The organism is Lentzea sp. HUAS12, assembly GCF_024125735.1.
Classification (GTDB): Bacteria; Actinomycetota; Actinomycetes; order Mycobacteriales; family Pseudonocardiaceae; genus Lentzea; species Lentzea albida.
The window spans coordinates 9,469,194-9,484,851 of sequence record NZ_CP099738.1 but is presented as its reverse complement, the minus strand read 5'-3'; the positions used below and the strand labels follow the sequence as shown (position 1 = coordinate 9,484,851).

Genomic DNA, 15,658 nt, shown 5'->3' with positions numbered 1-15,658 from the left:
TGTCTTCAAGCGCAACGGCCCGGCGTCGCAGAGCGCCGTTGGCGGTTCTGGGGGCGCTCGCGCTGACGCTGTCGACGGTGACCGCGCCCGCGTACGCCGAGCCCGACCTCCCCGCTGACGGCAAGGGCCTCACCGAGGCCCAGCTCGAGGCGCGGGCGGACGGGGCCACCGGCCTCCCCGGTGTCGACGAGATCAGCCGCAGCCGCAACATGGTCCCGGTCGCCCACCTGGACAAGCAGGCTCCGCTGAACTCGACGCAGACTGACATCGCGTTCCAGGACAACTACGCGTTCGTCGGCAACTACGACGGCTTCGTCATCTACGACGTCCGCAACCCGAAGAAGCCGACGATCAAGTCGCAGGTCCTCTGCCCGGGCTCGCAGAACGACATCTCGGTGTACGGGAACCTGCTGTTCCTGTCGACCGACTCGTCGCGCAGCGACAACTCGTGCAGCAGCGTCTCCCAGCCCGCGACGATCAAGGAGTCGTGGGAGGGCATCAAGGTCTTCGACATCAGCGACAAGGCCGCGCCGAAGTACGTCGCCGCCGTCGAGACCGCCTGCGGTTCGCACACCCACACGATGGTGCCGAGCAAGAACAAGAAGGACGTGTACCTCTACGTCTCTTCCTACTCGCCCAACGCCACGTTCCCGGACTGCCAGCCGCCGCACGACAAGATCTCGATCGTCAAGGTGCCGGTGAAGAACCCGGCCGCGGCCTCGCTGCTCAAGGCCCCGGTCCTCTTCCCGGACGGCGGCAACAAGGGCGTCCCCGGCGACATCGAGACCGGCTACACCTCGGCCACCTCGGGCTGCCACGACATCACCGTCTACCCGCAGCTCGACCTCGCGGCCGGCGCGTGCATGGGTGACGGCGTGCTGTGGGACATCTCCGACCGGGAGAACCTGGTCGAGATCAACCGGGTCCAGGACGACGCGCACTTCGCGTTCTGGCACTCCGCGACGTTCAACAACAGCGGCACCAAGGTCGTCTTCACCGACGAGCTCGGTGGCGGTGGCGCCGCGACGTGCAACGAGAAGATCGGCCCGAACCGCGGTGCCAACGGCATCTACGACATCGTGGGCAAGGGCAAGAACCGCAAGCTGGTCTTCAAGTCGTACTACAAGATCCCGCGCATGCAGACCGACACGGAGAACTGCGTCGCGCACAACGGTTCGCTGATCCCGGTGCCCGGCAAGGACATCATGGTGCAGTCCTGGTACCAGGGCGGCATCTCGGTGTGGGACTTCACCAACTCGGCCAAGCCGCGTGAGATCGGCTTCTTCGAGCGCGGCCCGATGCCGAACGGCGCGGGCGGCGGTACGTGGTCCACGTACTGGTACAACGGCTACATCTACTCCTCGGAGATGGGCCGCGGCTTCGACGTCATCGACATGCGCGACCCGCGCACGTTCGTCGCGAAGCTCTTCCGCACGAACGAGCTGAACGTGCAGACCCAGGGCAACTTCTACCGCGGGTAGTAGCTGTCCACCCAGATCAGCGCGGCTGCCGTCGTTCGGCAGCCGCGCTGACCGCTGTCAGGACGAGGGTGACCGCCACACCGCCGAAGACGGCCCAGACCGGGTTGCCGGCGTCCATCGCCCACGCGGCGACGACGGCCGTGAGGCCGTAGCCCGCGCCCGTCACGGCGTACATCATCGAGAACCCGGCCGCGTGCGCGCCGATCGGAAGCCGTTCGCGCAACGCCAGGCTGCGTGTCACCAGCACACCTGACTGGAACAACCCGGCGGCGAGCAACGCGCCCGCGATGCCCGGCAGGTTCGGGAACAACGCCAGCGCGCCGACGCACGTCGCCGTGACGACGAGCAGCACCAGCCCCTGCGTGCGGAACGTCCCCGGCCACGGCCGCAGCCCGTACAGCACCGCGCCCAGGGCGCTGCACGCCGCGAAACCCATGAGCAGCGGTCCGATCCAGCCGATCCCGATGCCGCGGTGCTCCAGCAACGCGGGCAGCACCAGCTCCGCGACCGCCAGCTGCGCCAGCGCGGCCGCGCTCACCAGGTAGATCGGCCAGGCCGACGCGACGACACGGGGTTTCGCCGTGCCGGACCGGGAGGTCACGTGCCCGCGCGGCAGGATGAACACGAGCCATGCCGCCACGACGATCAACGACACGGACACCACCACGGGCGCCCGGTGGTCGACGCTCAGCGCCAGCACCGTGACGAGCGCGGGCGCCACCGCCCACACCACCTGCGTGATCATGGCGTCGAAGCCCATCGCCTTGGGCACCAGCGCGTCCGGCACCAGGCCGAGCAGCATCGCCCGCAGCCCGCCCGGTGTCGTCGACGGCCCGGCCCCCGCGACGAACGCCGCGATCGCCAGCACCGTCACGTTCTGCGTCAGCGCGAGCGTCGTGAACGCCGCCGCCCCGACGACCAGCCCGATCGACAGCTGCCCGCGCATCCGCGACGGGTCGAGGAAGAGCCCGAGCAGCGCGGCGCCGAGCACCTCGCCCAGCACGTAGACGGCGACCAGGGACGCGGCCAGCACGTACCCGCCGGGCAGTCCGCGCGTCAGGAACACCATCATCAGCGGCGTCATCGACATCGGCAGCTTCGCGGCGACCGTCACCACGGCGCACGCCAGCACGTCCCGGTTCGCGAGGTCGCGGTACCCGGCAGCGGAGATCGTCATCTACTCGCCCAGCTCCTGGAACAACGTCAGCTGCAACCCGGCAGGCGCTCGCAGCCGCGCGTTCAGCGAGTTCCACGGCGTGCGCGTCGGCTCGGCGACGACCTCAGCCCCGGCGGCTTCGAGCCTGCGGGTCGTCCCCTCGGAGTCCGTCACCTCGAACGCCACCCTGATGTGCCCGGCGACGCGCTTGCCGACCTCGACGGAGTCGATGAACTCGGCGTGCGGCGGGTCGGTGATCTCGAGCGTGGCCCGGCCCGCCTCGAGGATCGTGACCCGCCCGCCGTCGGACGCGAACGCCGCCCGTTGCTCGAGCCCCAGCACGTCTCGGTAGAAACGCAGGGCTTCGTCGTAGTCGTCGGCGGTGACGACCAGGCGGAGTTCACGGACACCGGTCATGGTGACGATCATTTCACTCCTCGTGTCAGAACGAGGAGAAGACGCGAAAGTGCCTCACACGTCGACGCGCTGGGGCTCCCCGGTCGTGAGCCTGGTCGCCACCACCAGCACCAGCGCGATCCCCGCGGTCACGTGGATCGGCGCCGGTCCGAACGTCGCCGCCAGCACCGCCACCGCCCCGACCGGCAGCAGGTACTTGCGGAGCCCGTCCTGCCCGGGGCAGTCCTGCACGTACCAGGCGCACAGGAAGAACACGGCCAGCGGCACGGTGGTGAACGCGGCCACCGTCGTCCCGGGCGCGTGCGAGATGTGCAGGTCGTAGTCCACCGAGGCGGCCAGCCCGGCGCCGAGCGCGGCGATCGAGCCGAGGATGAACAGGTGCGCGTAGCCCCAGAGGAACGCCTTCCTGAGGTTGTGCAGGGTCGCCGGCGCCTCGAAGTAGATCCACCACACCGAGAACACGATGACGAGCGAAGCGGCGGCCAGCGAGATCAGGTTGACGCCGCTGTCGAAGCCCTTCTGGAACGCGAGGGTGGCCGCGAGGATCGACTCGCCGAGCACGATCAGCGTGAACAGGCCGTGCCGCTCGGCGATGTGGTGCGGGTGCCAGGTCGTGGCGCCGGAACGCTCCGCCCAGGCCGGCACCAGCAGTTCGCCGAGCATGAAGAGCACCCACAGCGGGATCTGCAGCGCGGGCGGCGCGACCAGCACCCACAGCACCCAGAGCACCTGCATGAACGTGATGCCGGCCGCGTACCGGCGGGTGCAGGTCTTGTGCTCGGGGTTGTCCCGCGACGCGCGCAGCCAGTGCGCGACCATCGCGAGCCGGATCACGACGTACCCGCCGACGACGATCCGGTAGTCCTGGTGCTCGAAGACGGCCGGGACGCCCGCCGCGACCACGAGCACACCGGCGATCTGCACCATCGTGATGACGCGGTACAGCGTGTCGTCGTTGTCGAACGCGCTGGCGAACCAGGTGAAGTTGAGCCACGGCAGCCACAGCGCGAAGAACGCCATGCAGAACGCCATGACGCCGGCCCCGGCGTGGTTCTCGGAGACGGCGTGGTGCAACGAGGCGGCGGCCTGGGCGACCGCCACCACGAAGCTCAGGTCGAACAACAGCTCCAACGGCGTCGCGACCCGGTGGGCCTCCGCCGTGTCGCGCGCGAGGAGCTTCCTGATCATCCCGCTACCACCATGATCCTCGATTCGCTGAGGTCGAGAGCGACCCGCGTGCCCGGCTGGTACGCGGAGGCGGTGTTGGAGGGCTGGTCGATCCTCAGCACCTGCTCCCCCACCCTCACCGAGATCCGCGTGACCGGTCCGAGGAACGACTGGGTCAGCACATCGCCCACGATCTTGCCACCGGCGTCGCCGTCGTGCGCGGAAACGCCGATGTCCTCGGGACGCACGATCAGGCGCACGTCGCTGCCCGACGGCTGGTCGTGGGACACCGGCAGCGTCACACCGTTGATCACCACGGTCTGGCCCTCGGCTTTGGCCTCGACCGAGTTCGTGACGCCGACGAACTGCGCCACGAACGCCGTCTTCGGCTCGCGGTAGACCACGGACGGGGTGTCGAGCTGCTCCAGCCGTCCGTGCGACATCACGCCGACGCGGTCGGAGACGGCGAGCGCCTCCTCCTGGTCGTGCGTGACGAACAGCGTCGTCATGCCGAGCTCCGTCTGGATGCGGCGGATCTCGTCGCGCAGGGTGACGCGGACCTTGGCGTCCAGCGCGGACAGCGGCTCGTCCAGCAGCAGCACGCGCGGCTGGATCGCCAACGCCCGCGCCAGCGCGATGCGCTGCTGCTGCCCGCCCGACATCTGGTGCGGGTAGCGGCCACCGAGGTGCGCGAGACCGACGAGCTCGAGCAGTTCGCCGGCCTTCTTCGCGTCCGCCTTGCGCATCTTCAGGCCGAACGCCACGTTCTGCGCCGCGGTCATGTTCGGGAAGAGGCTGTAGGCCTGGAAGACCATGCCCATGTCCCGCTTGTTCGCGGGAACCTTCGTGATGTCCTTGCCGCCCACCGTGACCGTGCCCGAATCGGCGGTCTCGAAGCCCGCGACGATGCGCAGCGCCGTCGTCTTGCCGCAGCCGGACGGGCCGAGCAGCGACACCAGTTCGCCCTCGGCCAGCTCCAGGTCCAGGCCGTCCAGCGCGGTGTTGCCGCCGAACGTCTTGCGCAGCCCCTTGAGTTCCAGGTGACCCATCTTCACTCCTCGACCACGGTCTGACGGCGCCGCTGGCCGACATAAGAAAGTGCGAACAGAAGGACGAACGCGAAGATCAGGCACAGCAACGACACCGCGATGGACACGCCCGCGTTGCGCTTGCCCAGGAGGTTGACCTGCACCTGCAACGTGTCGAAGTTGAGCAGCGACGCGATGGTGAACTCGCCGAGCACCAAGGCGACCGACAGCAGCGAGGCACCGATCAGCGCCACGCGAATGTTCGGCACGACGACCTTCCACAGCACCGTGAACCACGACGCGCCCAGGCTGCGCGCGGCCTCGGCCAGCGTCTTCAGGTCGATCGCGGAGAGTCCGGCGTCGACCGCGCGGTAGGCGAACGGCAGGACCAGGACCGTGTAGGCGAACGTCAGCGTCAGCGGTGAGTCGCCGAGGAAGTAGTTCACCCACGCGTAGAGCGGTGCCATGCCGACCACCAGCACGATCGCGGGGATCGCCAGCGGCAGCAGGCACAGGAACTCGACGAGCCGTTGCAGCTGGGGAAGCCTGAGCCGGATCCACGCCATCGTCGGCACGAGCAGCACCAGCATCAGCACCGCACTCGTCACCGACAGCAGCAACGAGTTGACGAGCGCTTCCATCAACCCGTCGTCGTCGACGATGGACGTCCACGACTCCAGGCTGCGACTGCCTTCCCTGCCGCGCGTGGAGAACTCCGCCATCGCGATCAGCGGCAGGACGAAGTAGACGCCGAGGACCAGCAGGATGATCGTGCGCAGGACGCGCTGCTTCACTAGCGAACCCACTTGGCCACCCTCTTCTGCAGCAGCACGTTCACGCCCATGGCGATGCTGACCACGATCACCATGCCGAGGCCGAGCGCCTTGCCGAGGTTCTCCTGGCCCAGCACCACCTCGCCGGTGAGGAACCCGCGGATCTGCAGCGGCACGATCGGGCTGCCCTGCGAGACGAGCGCCGCGGCCGTGGCGTAGGCGCTGAAGGCGTTGGCGAACAACAGGAGCAGCGCGCCGAGGAACGGCGGCGTGAGGATCGGGCCGCCGACGTGGCGCCAGTAGGTCCAGCTCGTGCCACCGAGCGACGCGTTGGCCTCGCGCCACTGCGGCCGCAGACCGTCCAGCGCGGGCAGGAACACGATGACCATCAACGGGATCTGGAAGAACGTGTAGACGAGCGTCAGACCAGGCAGGTCGAAGAGCCACGCGCTGCCCGCGAACAGGTCGATGCCAACGTTGTCACGCAGGAACTTCGTGACGAGACCTTCGAAGCCGACCGTGGCGAGGAACGCGAACGCCAGTGGCACGCCACCGAACTGGGCGAGCACACCGCTGCCCGCGACGACGACCCGGCGCAGCATCCCGTCGGGGTTGCCGACCGCGATCGCCCACGTGAGCAACGCGCCGAAGACCGCGCCGATGAGCGCCGTGAGCGCGGAGAGCTCGATGCTGCGCACGAACGCGTCGAAGACGACACCCGTGAACAACGTCGTGAGGTTGTCGAGCGTGAAGGCGCCGTTCGAGTCCTGGAAGGCGCCGAACAGCACGAGCACCGTGGGGTAGACGAGGAAGGTGCCGACGAAGGCGAGGAACGGCACCGCGACGAGCCAGGCGGCCGCAGATGGCCGACCGGCGGCCCCACCCTTCTTCGAGGTGGAGCCGCCGGGCGTCGTCGCTACGGGAGCGACCGCGGTCATCCGATGGCCTGGGCCCAGGTAGCGGTCAGGACGGCCTTGGCCTTGTCGGCCTGGGCCTGCGTCTGGAACACCTGCTTGCCGTCGGTCTTCGGCAGCTTCTCCTTCGCCGCCTTGTCCGCCTTGTCGCCCATCTTGTCGAGGCGCACCGGGCGGGACATGCCCTTGAGGTAGAGGTTCTGGCCCTCGTCGGAGTAGAGGAACTCCTGCCACAGGCGCGCGGCCGCGGGGTGCGGCGCGTCCTTGCTGATGGCCTGGTTGTAGTAGCCGCCGATCTGCGCCTCGGACGGCACGACGACCTTCCAGTCGAGCTTGCCCTTGAGCTTCTCGGTCTGGGCGGCGTTGGTGTAGTCCCAGTCGATCACGACGGGCGTCTGGCCGGACTCGATCGTCGCGGGCGACGGGTCGACCGGCTGGAAGTTGCCGGCGGCCTTGAGCTGCTTGAAGAACTCGACACCGGGGGCGATGTCGTCGGCGGAACCACCGTTGCCCAGCGCCGCCATCACGACACCGGAGAACGCGGCACCGGCCTGCGTCGGGTCGCCGTTCAGCGCGACCTTGCCCTTGTACTCGGGCTTGAGCAGGTCCTTCACGGAGGTCGGCGCCGGCACCTTCGCGGCGTCGTAGCCGATCGACATGAAGCCGCCGTAGTCACCGTAGTAGGCGCCGTCCGCGTCCTTGAGCTCCGCGGCGATGTCGTCCCAGGTGCTGACCTTGTAGGGGGCGAACAGGTCCTTGTTGGCCAGCGCCACGTTGAGCCCGAGGTCGAACACGTCGGGCGCGCGGTCGTTGCCCTTGAGCTGCTTGGCGGCGTTGATCTCCTCCTGGCTGCTCGCGTCGGGCTGCGCGGAGTCGACCTTGATGCCGTACTTGGCCTCGAAGGCCTTGATGATCTCGCCGTAGTTGGCCCAGTCCGGCGGCAGCGCGATGACGTTGAGCTTGCCCTCGGCCTTGGCCGCCTCGACCAGCTTGTCCATGCCGCCGAACTCGCTCGCGGACTTCGCGGTCCCGGCGGCACCGGCCGGCGTCTCCTTGGCGGGCGGGGCGCCACAAGCGGCCATCGCCAGCACCAACGCGCCGACACCAATCATCTTCGTGGTGACGTTCCCTCGCTTCAGCACCAGCGGAGCTTTGGCTCGGGATGCTTTCGTTGTCAAGCCAGCCGCGCCGGTTGAGACCTTCTCGACTCCTAGCGTGAATTCTGGGCGCCTCAGGGGTTGCGACTGAATGCTTTCCGAGCTTCGTCCAGGTGTCGCGCCCCGATCCCGGTGGCGGGATCGACGTGGATCAGTGCGGTGGTCAGGTGCCGTCGCTTGTGGACGAACGCCTCCCGGCGCGCCGGGTGCAGCCCGAAGTCGTCGTCGAACCAGACGAGGGGCCGTTCGTAGGCGTAGCGCGCCACCGCCGGGTACTTCCACCCGGTCTCGTCGTGGAACTCGACGACCTTGAGCGGCGGCAGGCCCAGACGCGGTCCGATCTCGGTGTTCGCCCGGTGCAGCCACGTCGTGGCCCACGCGAGCTCGGCGCCGGTCTCGTCCGCCAGCCGTCTCAACTGGTGACCGTGCCCGGGGTCGAGCCACACGCGCAGCCTCCGGCGCCAGCCGACCTTGATCTCGAACGGCCGGTAGCCGTCCGGCTTGGGGTCGGCGGCCCACGGGTTGAGCGGGCCGTCGACGTCGATCAGGATCAGCGGTGTCACGCCGTCCAGCATGCCCGCTCGAACGCCGGCGGCCCGCCGCTCATGATGCCCGGCGCACCGAGCACGCCGCCGCCCCGCCCCACCTCACCCCGTACAGCAACCCCGGCAGCAGCCGCCGGAACCGCAGGTGGATCTCCCCGGCCCGGTCCACCGCCTGCGGCAGCCCGCTCGGCTCGACCTCGGACCGCTGCACCATCACCCCGTCGAACGCCCGCACGAACCGCTTGCGGTCGTGCTCGAACCGCACGCGCAGGTCGAACACCTCGCACGGCCGTTCAGGCACGTGCAGCACGCACGGGCGCATGGCGTCGCGGTGCGAGATCCGGTAGCGGACCGCGAAGTCGAGGGTGTCGCCGCGCACCAGCGGCTCGGCCGGCACCAGCCGGAAACCGGGCCGGTCGAGGAGGCCGCGGTCCTGCAGCGTGCCGCCGTAGAGCAGGTGCGCCTGCACGTCCCGCCGGTGCACCGGGAACACGGCGGCGAAGTCGAACGAGACCACGCCGTCCTGGTTCGCGACGACCTGGTAGCGCTCCAGGACCTCCGGCTGCTCCTGGTCGAGCGTCACGGCCACGGCCAGTTCCGCGGTGTGCCAGCCGCCGGCGTCGCGGCGCGTGGTGGTCGCGGCGAGGTCCGCCAGCTGCTCCACGGCCTCGTCGACGCGGCGGCGCACCGTGCGCGCGTCGCGGTCGATCGTCGTCGCGAGCCAGGCGACGCGCTCCTGGTAGAGCGGGTGCCGGACGTCGGAGATCAGCCCGAACGCCACTCGCGCGGCGAGGTGCAGGTCCTCCGGGAGCTGCTCGACCAGCTCGGTCAGCCGGGTGACCAGCTTCTGCTTGGCGGCGACCGGCCCGTCGGCGCTGGTGATCCCGCACGCCGCGGCCAGCGCCGGGCCGATCTTGTCGACGATCCGTCCCGCGTGCACACCCCGTCCCTTGCGCAGCGTCTTCAGCTCCCGGACCAGGCTCGACGTCGTCATCCCCGTTCTCCTCCCGTGCTCGCTCACGTGCGGCGAAGGCAGGTTGCGTCGGCCGTGTGGACGAGAAGTGGACACGCCGTGGATCGGTCACACGTGGTCCGGTCGCAGCACCGTCCGTGCCACCGACGAGGCCAGTGCGGTGCCCAGCCGCACGCCGTCGCCGCCGAGGAAGACCCGCGAACGGCCGATGCGGTCGAGCGCGGGCTGGTCGACCGCTCCCAGCCCGAACGCGATCATCTCCGGGCACGACGTCGTGGCGTTGAGGCGTTCCAGCGCGGCGGGCCAGGCGCGATCGGTGGCCCTGCCGTCCGAGACGAAGAACAGCACCGGCCGCCGCACCCGCAGCCGCTGCGCCTTCAGGCTCCGCACGTCCCGCTCGATGACGCCGCGCACGAGGCGGAACGCGGCCCCGAAGTCGGAGCCCGATTCCTGCCGGGGTCGAATCACCTCCACCGGGTCGAGCGCGGGGGCGAGCGGCCGCACGACCTGCGACTGTTCGGCGAAGACGACCACGCAGAGCCGGATCTGGGCTCCGGTGCGCCGGTCCGCGTGCACCACACCGCGGAACTCGCGCATCCCGGCGTTGACCTCGTCGATGTGGCCGGCCATCGAGAACGACACGTCGCACACCACGTAGCACGGCAACACATCACGGTCCATGACGTGCACCGTTACCGGATCGCGTTGATCAAACGTGGACAAAAAGCTGATTCGGTGACACGCAGACGGGGCCTTGCGCGACATTCCCCCCAAGACGGAAGCTTCGGGTCAGGAGGCGGCGTGGAATTTCGGATGCTGGGACCACTGGAGGCGTGGCACGACCACACCGCCGTACCGTTGGGGGACCAGCAACAACGCTTCATCCTCGTCGTACTGCTGTTGCACGCGAACAAGCCCGTGTCACCCGAACGCATCACCGAGATCGTGTGGCAGGGCAACCCGGAGCGCCGGACGCTGGTGCGCGGGTACATCAACAAGCTGCGCAAGTCGTTCGACGGGTCCGACGCGGAGATCGAGCGGACACCCACCGGGTACATGCTGCGCATCGACGAGGACGCCATCGACGTCCTCCGCTTCGACCGGTTGCGCTCCGAGGCCGCCCTGGCCCTGCAGGACAACGACCAGCGGCGGGCCATCGACCTGCTGCGCGAGGCGGTGGCGCTGTGGCGCGGCGACTTCCTCGAGGACATCGACATCGACAGGGTCGGCGGCGCGGACGTGATCCTGCCGGACGAGACCTACCTCGACATGCTCGGCGACCTGGCCGAACTGGAACTGCTCTCCGGTGACCACCGCTCGGCCCGCGACCGCATGCGCCGAGCCGTGCGCACCGCCCCGGAGAACCAGAAGTACGCCGAACTGCTGATGCGGGCGCTGATCGCCGGCAGTGACCGGGTGGGCGCCATCAGGGCGTTCGACGTCGCCTCCAAGTCACTCGGCGACCTGGGCCTCGAACCGGGAACCGTGCTGCGCAACCTCGCGGAACGCGCCCGGCGGGGTGAACCGGGCAGCTCGCTGCCGTCGCGTCCCGGCGGGTTCACGGGCCGGGCCGAGGAACTCGCCACGATCGCCGCGGCCGCGTCGGGCTCGGACGAACGGCGCGCCGTGTGGATCAGCGGCCCGCCCGGGGTCGGCAAGACGGGTCTGGCCGTCGAGGCCGCGCACCAGTTGCGCCACCGGTTCCCGGACGGCCAGCTCCTGGTGCGGCTCAACGGTTTCACCCCCGGCGTGACGCCGTTGTCGGTCTCGGAGGCGCTGACCCAGCTGCTGACCGAGCTCGGCGTGCCGGCCGAGCAGATCCCGGACACGGTGGGGCGCAAGGCGACCCTGTACCAGACCCACCTCTACGGCACGAAAACGCTGGTGGTGCTGGACAACGCGGTCTCACCCGAGCAGATCCGGCCGTTGCTGCCGGAGAACCGCGACTGCTTCGCCGTCATCACGAGCCGCAGGATGGGCGAGCCGGACATCTCCGAGCACGTGCGGCTGGCCCCGATGCCGGCCGACGACGCGTCGGCGTTGTTCCAGCGGCTGACCGGGTCGTCGCGCGTGCGCGGGAGGTCCGCGGACGTGGCGGGGCTCGTCGCGCGGTGCGGCTACCTGCCGGTGTCGATCACGGTCGCGGCGGCCATGCTGCGCAAGCACGACAGGTGGTCGCTCGACTACCTGCTCGGCCAGCTCGACGAAAGCGGTGCGTGGCAGGAGAACGGCGCCGCGATCCACGCCTCCTACCGCCAGCTCGACGCCCACCAGCAACAGGTCTTCCGCCTGTTCGGACGGCTGCCGGGCCCCGACGTGGACCTCCGCGGCGCGGCCGCGCTCATCGGCCGTGACATCGCTGCCACCCGCGTGCTGCTGCACGACCTGCACGAGGTCTGCCTGCTGGAGGAGGTCGCGCCGGAGCGCTACCAGATGCTGGACTCCATCAAGGAGTTCGCCGCGCTGGAGCCCGCGACCGAGGGCGCGCTGGAGCGACTGCTCGACTTCTACCTCGTGACCCTGGCGGACGCCGTGGACGTCGCGTACCCGTTCGACCGCACCGCTCTTCCCGCCGTCGAGCGGGAAAGCCCGCTGGCCCTGCGGTTCGAGCACGAGGAAGCGGCGCTGAGCTGGATCACCGCCGAACGCGACAACCTGATGGCCGCGATCAGGCGGGCGGACACGGACCGCGCCTGGCAGCTGGCCTCGTTGATCTGGCGCTACTTCAACACCGCCAACAGGTTCGACGACTGGATCGACGCGGTCGGTTCCGTGCGGCCGGAGGACGACCACGGCCGGGCGCACGTGCTGTTGCGGCTCTCCACCGCGAACGACCGGCTCGGCCGGCACGCGGAGGCACTCGACCTCGCCGAGCAGGCGTTGGTGAGCTGGACCCGCCTCGGCGACGACCCCGGCGAGGCGGCGGCGCTGTGCGCGATCGCGGTGCCCGCGATGCAGCTCGGTGCGCACGACCAGGCGGTGGGGCACTTCGAGGCCGCACTGGCGAAGTACGAGAGGTGCGGGGACCTGCGCGGCCAGGGGCACGCGCTGAGCGCACTCGGCTACATCCACGAGCAGCACGGCAGGTACGAGGCCGCGGTGCGGCAGAACGAAGCCGCCGTGGTGATCATGCGGCGGATCGGGCACCGCCAGGGACTCGCCCACGCGCTGAACAACCTCGGCGCGAACCTGCAGAACCTCGGGTCGCTCGACGACGCCATCCCCCACCACCTGGAGGCGCACGAGATCGCGGTCGAGATCGACGACAGGTGCGTGGCCGCCTACGCGTTGTCCAACATCGCCGACGCCCACCGGCTCGCCGGCCGGTTCCCCGAGGCGCTGCACCACCACGACCTGGCGGAGAAGACGGCCGCAGGACTCACCGACGTCGAACTCCAGGCGAGCCTCGTCCGCGACCGCGCCGCCACGGAGGAGGACCGCGGCAACCTCGGCGCGGCGCTGCGCCTCTACCGGTCGTTGCTGGGCGTGGCCACGGACACCGGCAACCGCAGGCAGGAGTCGCGCGGCCAGTTCGGCGCCGCGCGAACGTTGCACGCGATGGGCAGGCATGCGGAAGCGGCCGCGCACTGGGACGCGGCCGAGGCCGTGTACCGCGAGCTGGGCCAGCCGGAGGCCGAGGAGGTGCGGCGGACGCGGGCGGCGCTGACGTGTGCGTGCGGTCAGCGGTGAGTGAGCTGTCGCTTCAGGTCCGGGTAGATCTCGCGCACCGCACCGTGGTTGTGCCACCGGCCCAGGGTCCTGGCGAGCTGCCGCAGATCGGTCCGCACGGTCGCGGAGTCGACGTGCGCCGCGTCCTCCAAGGCCGCGGCGAGCGTGCGGCAGCTCTCGTCGACCTCACCCGAGAGCGCGAGAGCCAGTGAACGCCGGGTGCGGAAGCGCGCCAGGGTGCGGCGGGACGGGGCCGGCACCAGGCCGAGCTGCCGGTCCAGCACCGCGGCGGCCTCGGTGTTGAGCCCGAGGTCGGACAGCGCCCAGCCCCTGGCCAGTTCCAGCGGGTCGGGCGCGCTCGGCCCGAGCACCGGGTACGGGCCGTCCGGCGGCGCGGACTCCATCTGGTTCGCGGCGCGGTCGAACGCGCGTTCCGCGGCGGCCCGGTCGCCCGCGAGAGCGTGGCCCTGCGCCTCCCGCCGCGCGGCCAGGGCGAGGACGCGCGAGCCCGCCCGGCCGATCCACTGCGCCTGCTGGGCGAGGTTGATCGTGGCGGACGCGTCCTGGCGGTAGAGCGCGAGGCCCGCCTCCCGCGCGAACGCGTAGCTCGCGATGTCCGGATCTCCCGCGGCACGGGAGAGTTCGGACGCGTGCCGGGTCCACCACAGCGCGCCCTGCTCGTCGCCCGCCTCCTGGCACATCCAGCCGGTGTACTCGGCGATCCGCGCGGCGAGCAGGAGGAGCCGCGTGCCGACCGGCCCGGAGTTCTCCCGCGCCAGACCGTGCACCGTGTGCTGCAGTGCCTGCAACGGTTCGAGCACCACCTGCGGACTGGTGCGCAGACCCAGGCCCCGCAACTGTTCGAACGACGTCCGCATCCCGACGATCACCTGCTCGTCCGGCACCGGCCGCGCCCCGCCCGTGAGCGCGCCGACGCCGAGCATCGTCCCCGCCACCAGCACCTGGCGCCGGCCCAACCCCCTCGCGTCGCGTGAGGACGGTGCCTGCGCGGCGGCCTCGACCAGCCGGCCGCCGACGTCCAGCACGCCGTCGCACAGGCGCGCCACCGTCGGCGTGGGCGGCTTGAGGTCGTTCTCGATCTTGCTGACATAACCCTTGCTGTAATGGATCAACTTGGCCAGCTGGCCCATCGACAGTCCCGCCGCGACGCGGTGCGCGCGCAGCAACTCACCAAAACTCTCGGACACGATTGCCTCCCGCTCCGGCGTCACCCGAGTACATCATCCAGCGTGTTCCCGCGCAATCGCCCCGACCATTCGAAGAAATGGCCGGGGCGCATTTGCGTCAGCTCATCCGTGCCACGGGTTGCCGTTCCCGTCCTGGGTCTCCGTGGTCGTTGTCGTGGGAGGCGGCGGCGGGTTGTCGTCGGCGTTCGCCGTCACACCACCGGAAAGGGAGGCGGCGACGGCGAGCGCGGTCAGCAGGGTGGCGGCACCCGCGACGAATGTGGACACGATTTTGGACATGGCGAATCCTCCGAAGGGAGTCGGAATTGTTTTCCGGATTTCGCCCGGCTGTTCCGGGCTCCCTTCGAGCATTCGTCTTCGAAAAGCGTGGAACCAGGTGTTTCCCGTTGCCCACCGAGGTGGTCAACGCGTCCACTCCTCATCCACTTCTGGTCAACACCCGCCGTGGACACTGCGCGCACCCGGCCGCCGGCCGGTCGTCAACAAGGAGGTTGGAGTGACCGAATCCGCGACCTACGACATCGCCGTGTCGTTCGCCGAGGACCAGCGCACCGTCGCCGAAGAGGTGGTGGAGGCGTGCCGTCAGCGCGGCCTGACCGTGTTGGAGAGCAACGACCTGCCACAGGCGGAGGTGCGCTACCTCGTGCCGTTCGTGTCCACTCTGGACGAGATCGCGAGCGACCACGAGCACGTGCTGCCGGTGCTCACCGGCGAGCCGCCCGCGTCGTCGGACGTGAGGTACCTGCGGGCGGACGAGTACCTCGTCAACAGCCTGGTCGCGCGCATCGAGGCGGCCGAGACCGCGGGCCAGCACCGCGTCCCCGTCGCCGACCTGGCGGCAGCGCTGAAGCAGGAGGAGACCCCGGAACCGGAGACCCCCGAGCCGGCGCCCGTCCAGCAGTCACCCCTGCGCGCCCTCGCCGAGCAGTTCGCCGCCGCCCCGCCCGCACTCGCGAGACGAGGACTCGCCGGCACGCTGCACCTCGGCGGCACCACGGTCGCGGTGCGCGTCGAACGCGAGAACGACGCCGTCTACGCCCTCGAAGTGCGCGACGACGAGATCGTGAACTTCGTCGTCGTCGGCGACTCCCCCGAGCTGTTCTCCACGCTGTGGCAACGGATCGAGGACATGCTGACCGCGACGGCGTGACGCGAAGAAGGGCGGTGTCC

At 70.0% G+C, this 15,658-nt stretch carries 15 protein-coding genes; 3 read left to right on the top strand and 12 right to left on the bottom strand.

Translation table 11 applies throughout. From position 1 onward, the window contains the following. Positions 1-38 precede the first annotated feature (38 nt). A complete protein-coding gene (locus tag ND450_RS44685) occupies positions 39-1,481 on the top strand; it encodes an LVIVD repeat-containing protein (RefSeq protein WP_371927599.1) in 1,443 nt (480 codons plus the stop codon). Between the two features lie 16 nt (positions 1,482-1,497). Here ND450_RS44685 and ND450_RS44680 read toward each other — a convergent pair whose 3' ends face one another. The 10 genes from ND450_RS44680 to ND450_RS44635 all read right to left on the bottom strand — a co-directional run bounded on the left by ND450_RS44680 (position 1,498) and on the right by ND450_RS44635 (position 10,292). Further along, a complete protein-coding gene (locus ND450_RS44680; protein WP_089913242.1) occupies positions 1,498-2,658 on the bottom strand; it encodes an MFS transporter in 1,161 nt (386 codons plus the stop codon). Next, positions 2,659-3,066 carry a VOC family protein gene (locus ND450_RS44675; protein WP_218159589.1) on the bottom strand — a complete coding sequence of 136 codons (408 nt, stop codon included), beginning with the start codon at positions 3,064-3,066 and terminating at the stop codon, positions 2,659-2,661. It abuts the gene before it with no gap. Positions 3,067-3,108: 42 nt separating this feature from the next. Further along, positions 3,109-4,242 carry a low temperature requirement protein A gene (locus ND450_RS44670; protein ID WP_253323962.1) on the bottom strand — a complete coding sequence of 378 codons (1,134 nt, stop codon included), beginning with the start codon at positions 4,240-4,242 and terminating at the stop codon, positions 3,109-3,111. Beyond that, positions 4,239-5,270, bottom strand: coding sequence for an ABC transporter ATP-binding protein (locus ND450_RS44665; protein WP_089913247.1), 1,032 nt, complete (start codon positions 5,268-5,270; stop codon positions 4,239-4,241). Before ND450_RS44665 ends, ND450_RS44670 begins: the two co-directional genes overlap by 4 nt. A 2-nt stretch (positions 5,271-5,272) precedes the next feature. Continuing rightward, positions 5,273-6,055, bottom strand: a complete 783-nt coding sequence (locus ND450_RS44660) for an ABC transporter permease (RefSeq protein ID WP_245786010.1) — start codon at positions 6,053-6,055, stop codon at positions 5,273-5,275. Then, positions 6,043-6,960 carry an ABC transporter permease subunit gene (locus ND450_RS44655; protein ID WP_253323961.1) on the bottom strand — a complete coding sequence of 306 codons (918 nt, stop codon included), beginning with the start codon at positions 6,958-6,960 and terminating at the stop codon, positions 6,043-6,045. The genes ND450_RS44660 and ND450_RS44655 overlap by 13 nt, the downstream gene beginning before the upstream one ends. Continuing rightward, positions 6,957-8,078: an ABC transporter substrate-binding protein gene (locus ND450_RS44650; protein WP_245786012.1), complete on the bottom strand. Its 1,122-nt coding sequence runs from the start codon at positions 8,076-8,078 to the stop codon at positions 6,957-6,959. The genes ND450_RS44655 and ND450_RS44650 overlap by 4 nt, the downstream gene beginning before the upstream one ends. A gap of 89 nt (positions 8,079-8,167) precedes the next feature. Further along, the gene (locus ND450_RS44645; protein WP_253323960.1) at positions 8,168-8,656 is read right to left on the bottom strand and encodes an HAD domain-containing protein; all 489 of its coding nucleotides are present in this window, start codon (positions 8,654-8,656) and stop codon (positions 8,168-8,170) included. 40 nt (positions 8,657-8,696) lie between these two features. Next, positions 8,697-9,632, bottom strand: a complete 936-nt coding sequence (locus ND450_RS44640; RefSeq protein WP_253323959.1) for a hypothetical protein — start codon at positions 9,630-9,632, stop codon at positions 8,697-8,699. An 87-nt stretch (positions 9,633-9,719) separates the two neighbouring features. Then, entirely contained in the window at positions 9,720-10,292 is a 573-nt protein-coding gene (locus ND450_RS44635; RefSeq protein WP_253323958.1) for a hypothetical protein, read from the bottom strand. Positions 10,293-10,424: 132 nt separating this feature from the next. Between ND450_RS44635 and ND450_RS44630 the strand changes: the two genes are divergently transcribed. Further along, on the top strand, positions 10,425-13,301 hold the full coding sequence (locus ND450_RS44630; protein WP_253323957.1) for a tetratricopeptide repeat protein: 2,877 nt from the start codon (positions 10,425-10,427) through the stop codon (positions 13,299-13,301). On the opposite strand, the gene ND450_RS44625 is transcribed toward ND450_RS44630, so the two are convergent. Continuing rightward, a complete protein-coding gene (locus ND450_RS44625; protein ID WP_253323956.1) occupies positions 13,292-14,488 on the bottom strand; it encodes a helix-turn-helix transcriptional regulator in 1,197 nt (398 codons plus the stop codon). The genes ND450_RS44630 and ND450_RS44625 overlap by 10 nt on opposite strands. 102 nt (positions 14,489-14,590) lie before the next feature. Continuing rightward, the gene (locus ND450_RS44620) at positions 14,591-14,767 is read right to left on the bottom strand and encodes a hypothetical protein (protein WP_253323955.1); all 177 of its coding nucleotides are present in this window, start codon (positions 14,765-14,767) and stop codon (positions 14,591-14,593) included. Positions 14,768-14,984: 217 nt separating this feature from the next. Here ND450_RS44620 and ND450_RS44615 point away from each other — a divergent pair, with 217 nt between their 5' ends. Continuing rightward, positions 14,985-15,638, top strand: a complete 654-nt coding sequence (locus ND450_RS44615) for a hypothetical protein (protein WP_253323954.1) — start codon at positions 14,985-14,987, stop codon at positions 15,636-15,638. The last annotated feature ends 20 nt before the right edge of the window (positions 15,639-15,658 follow it).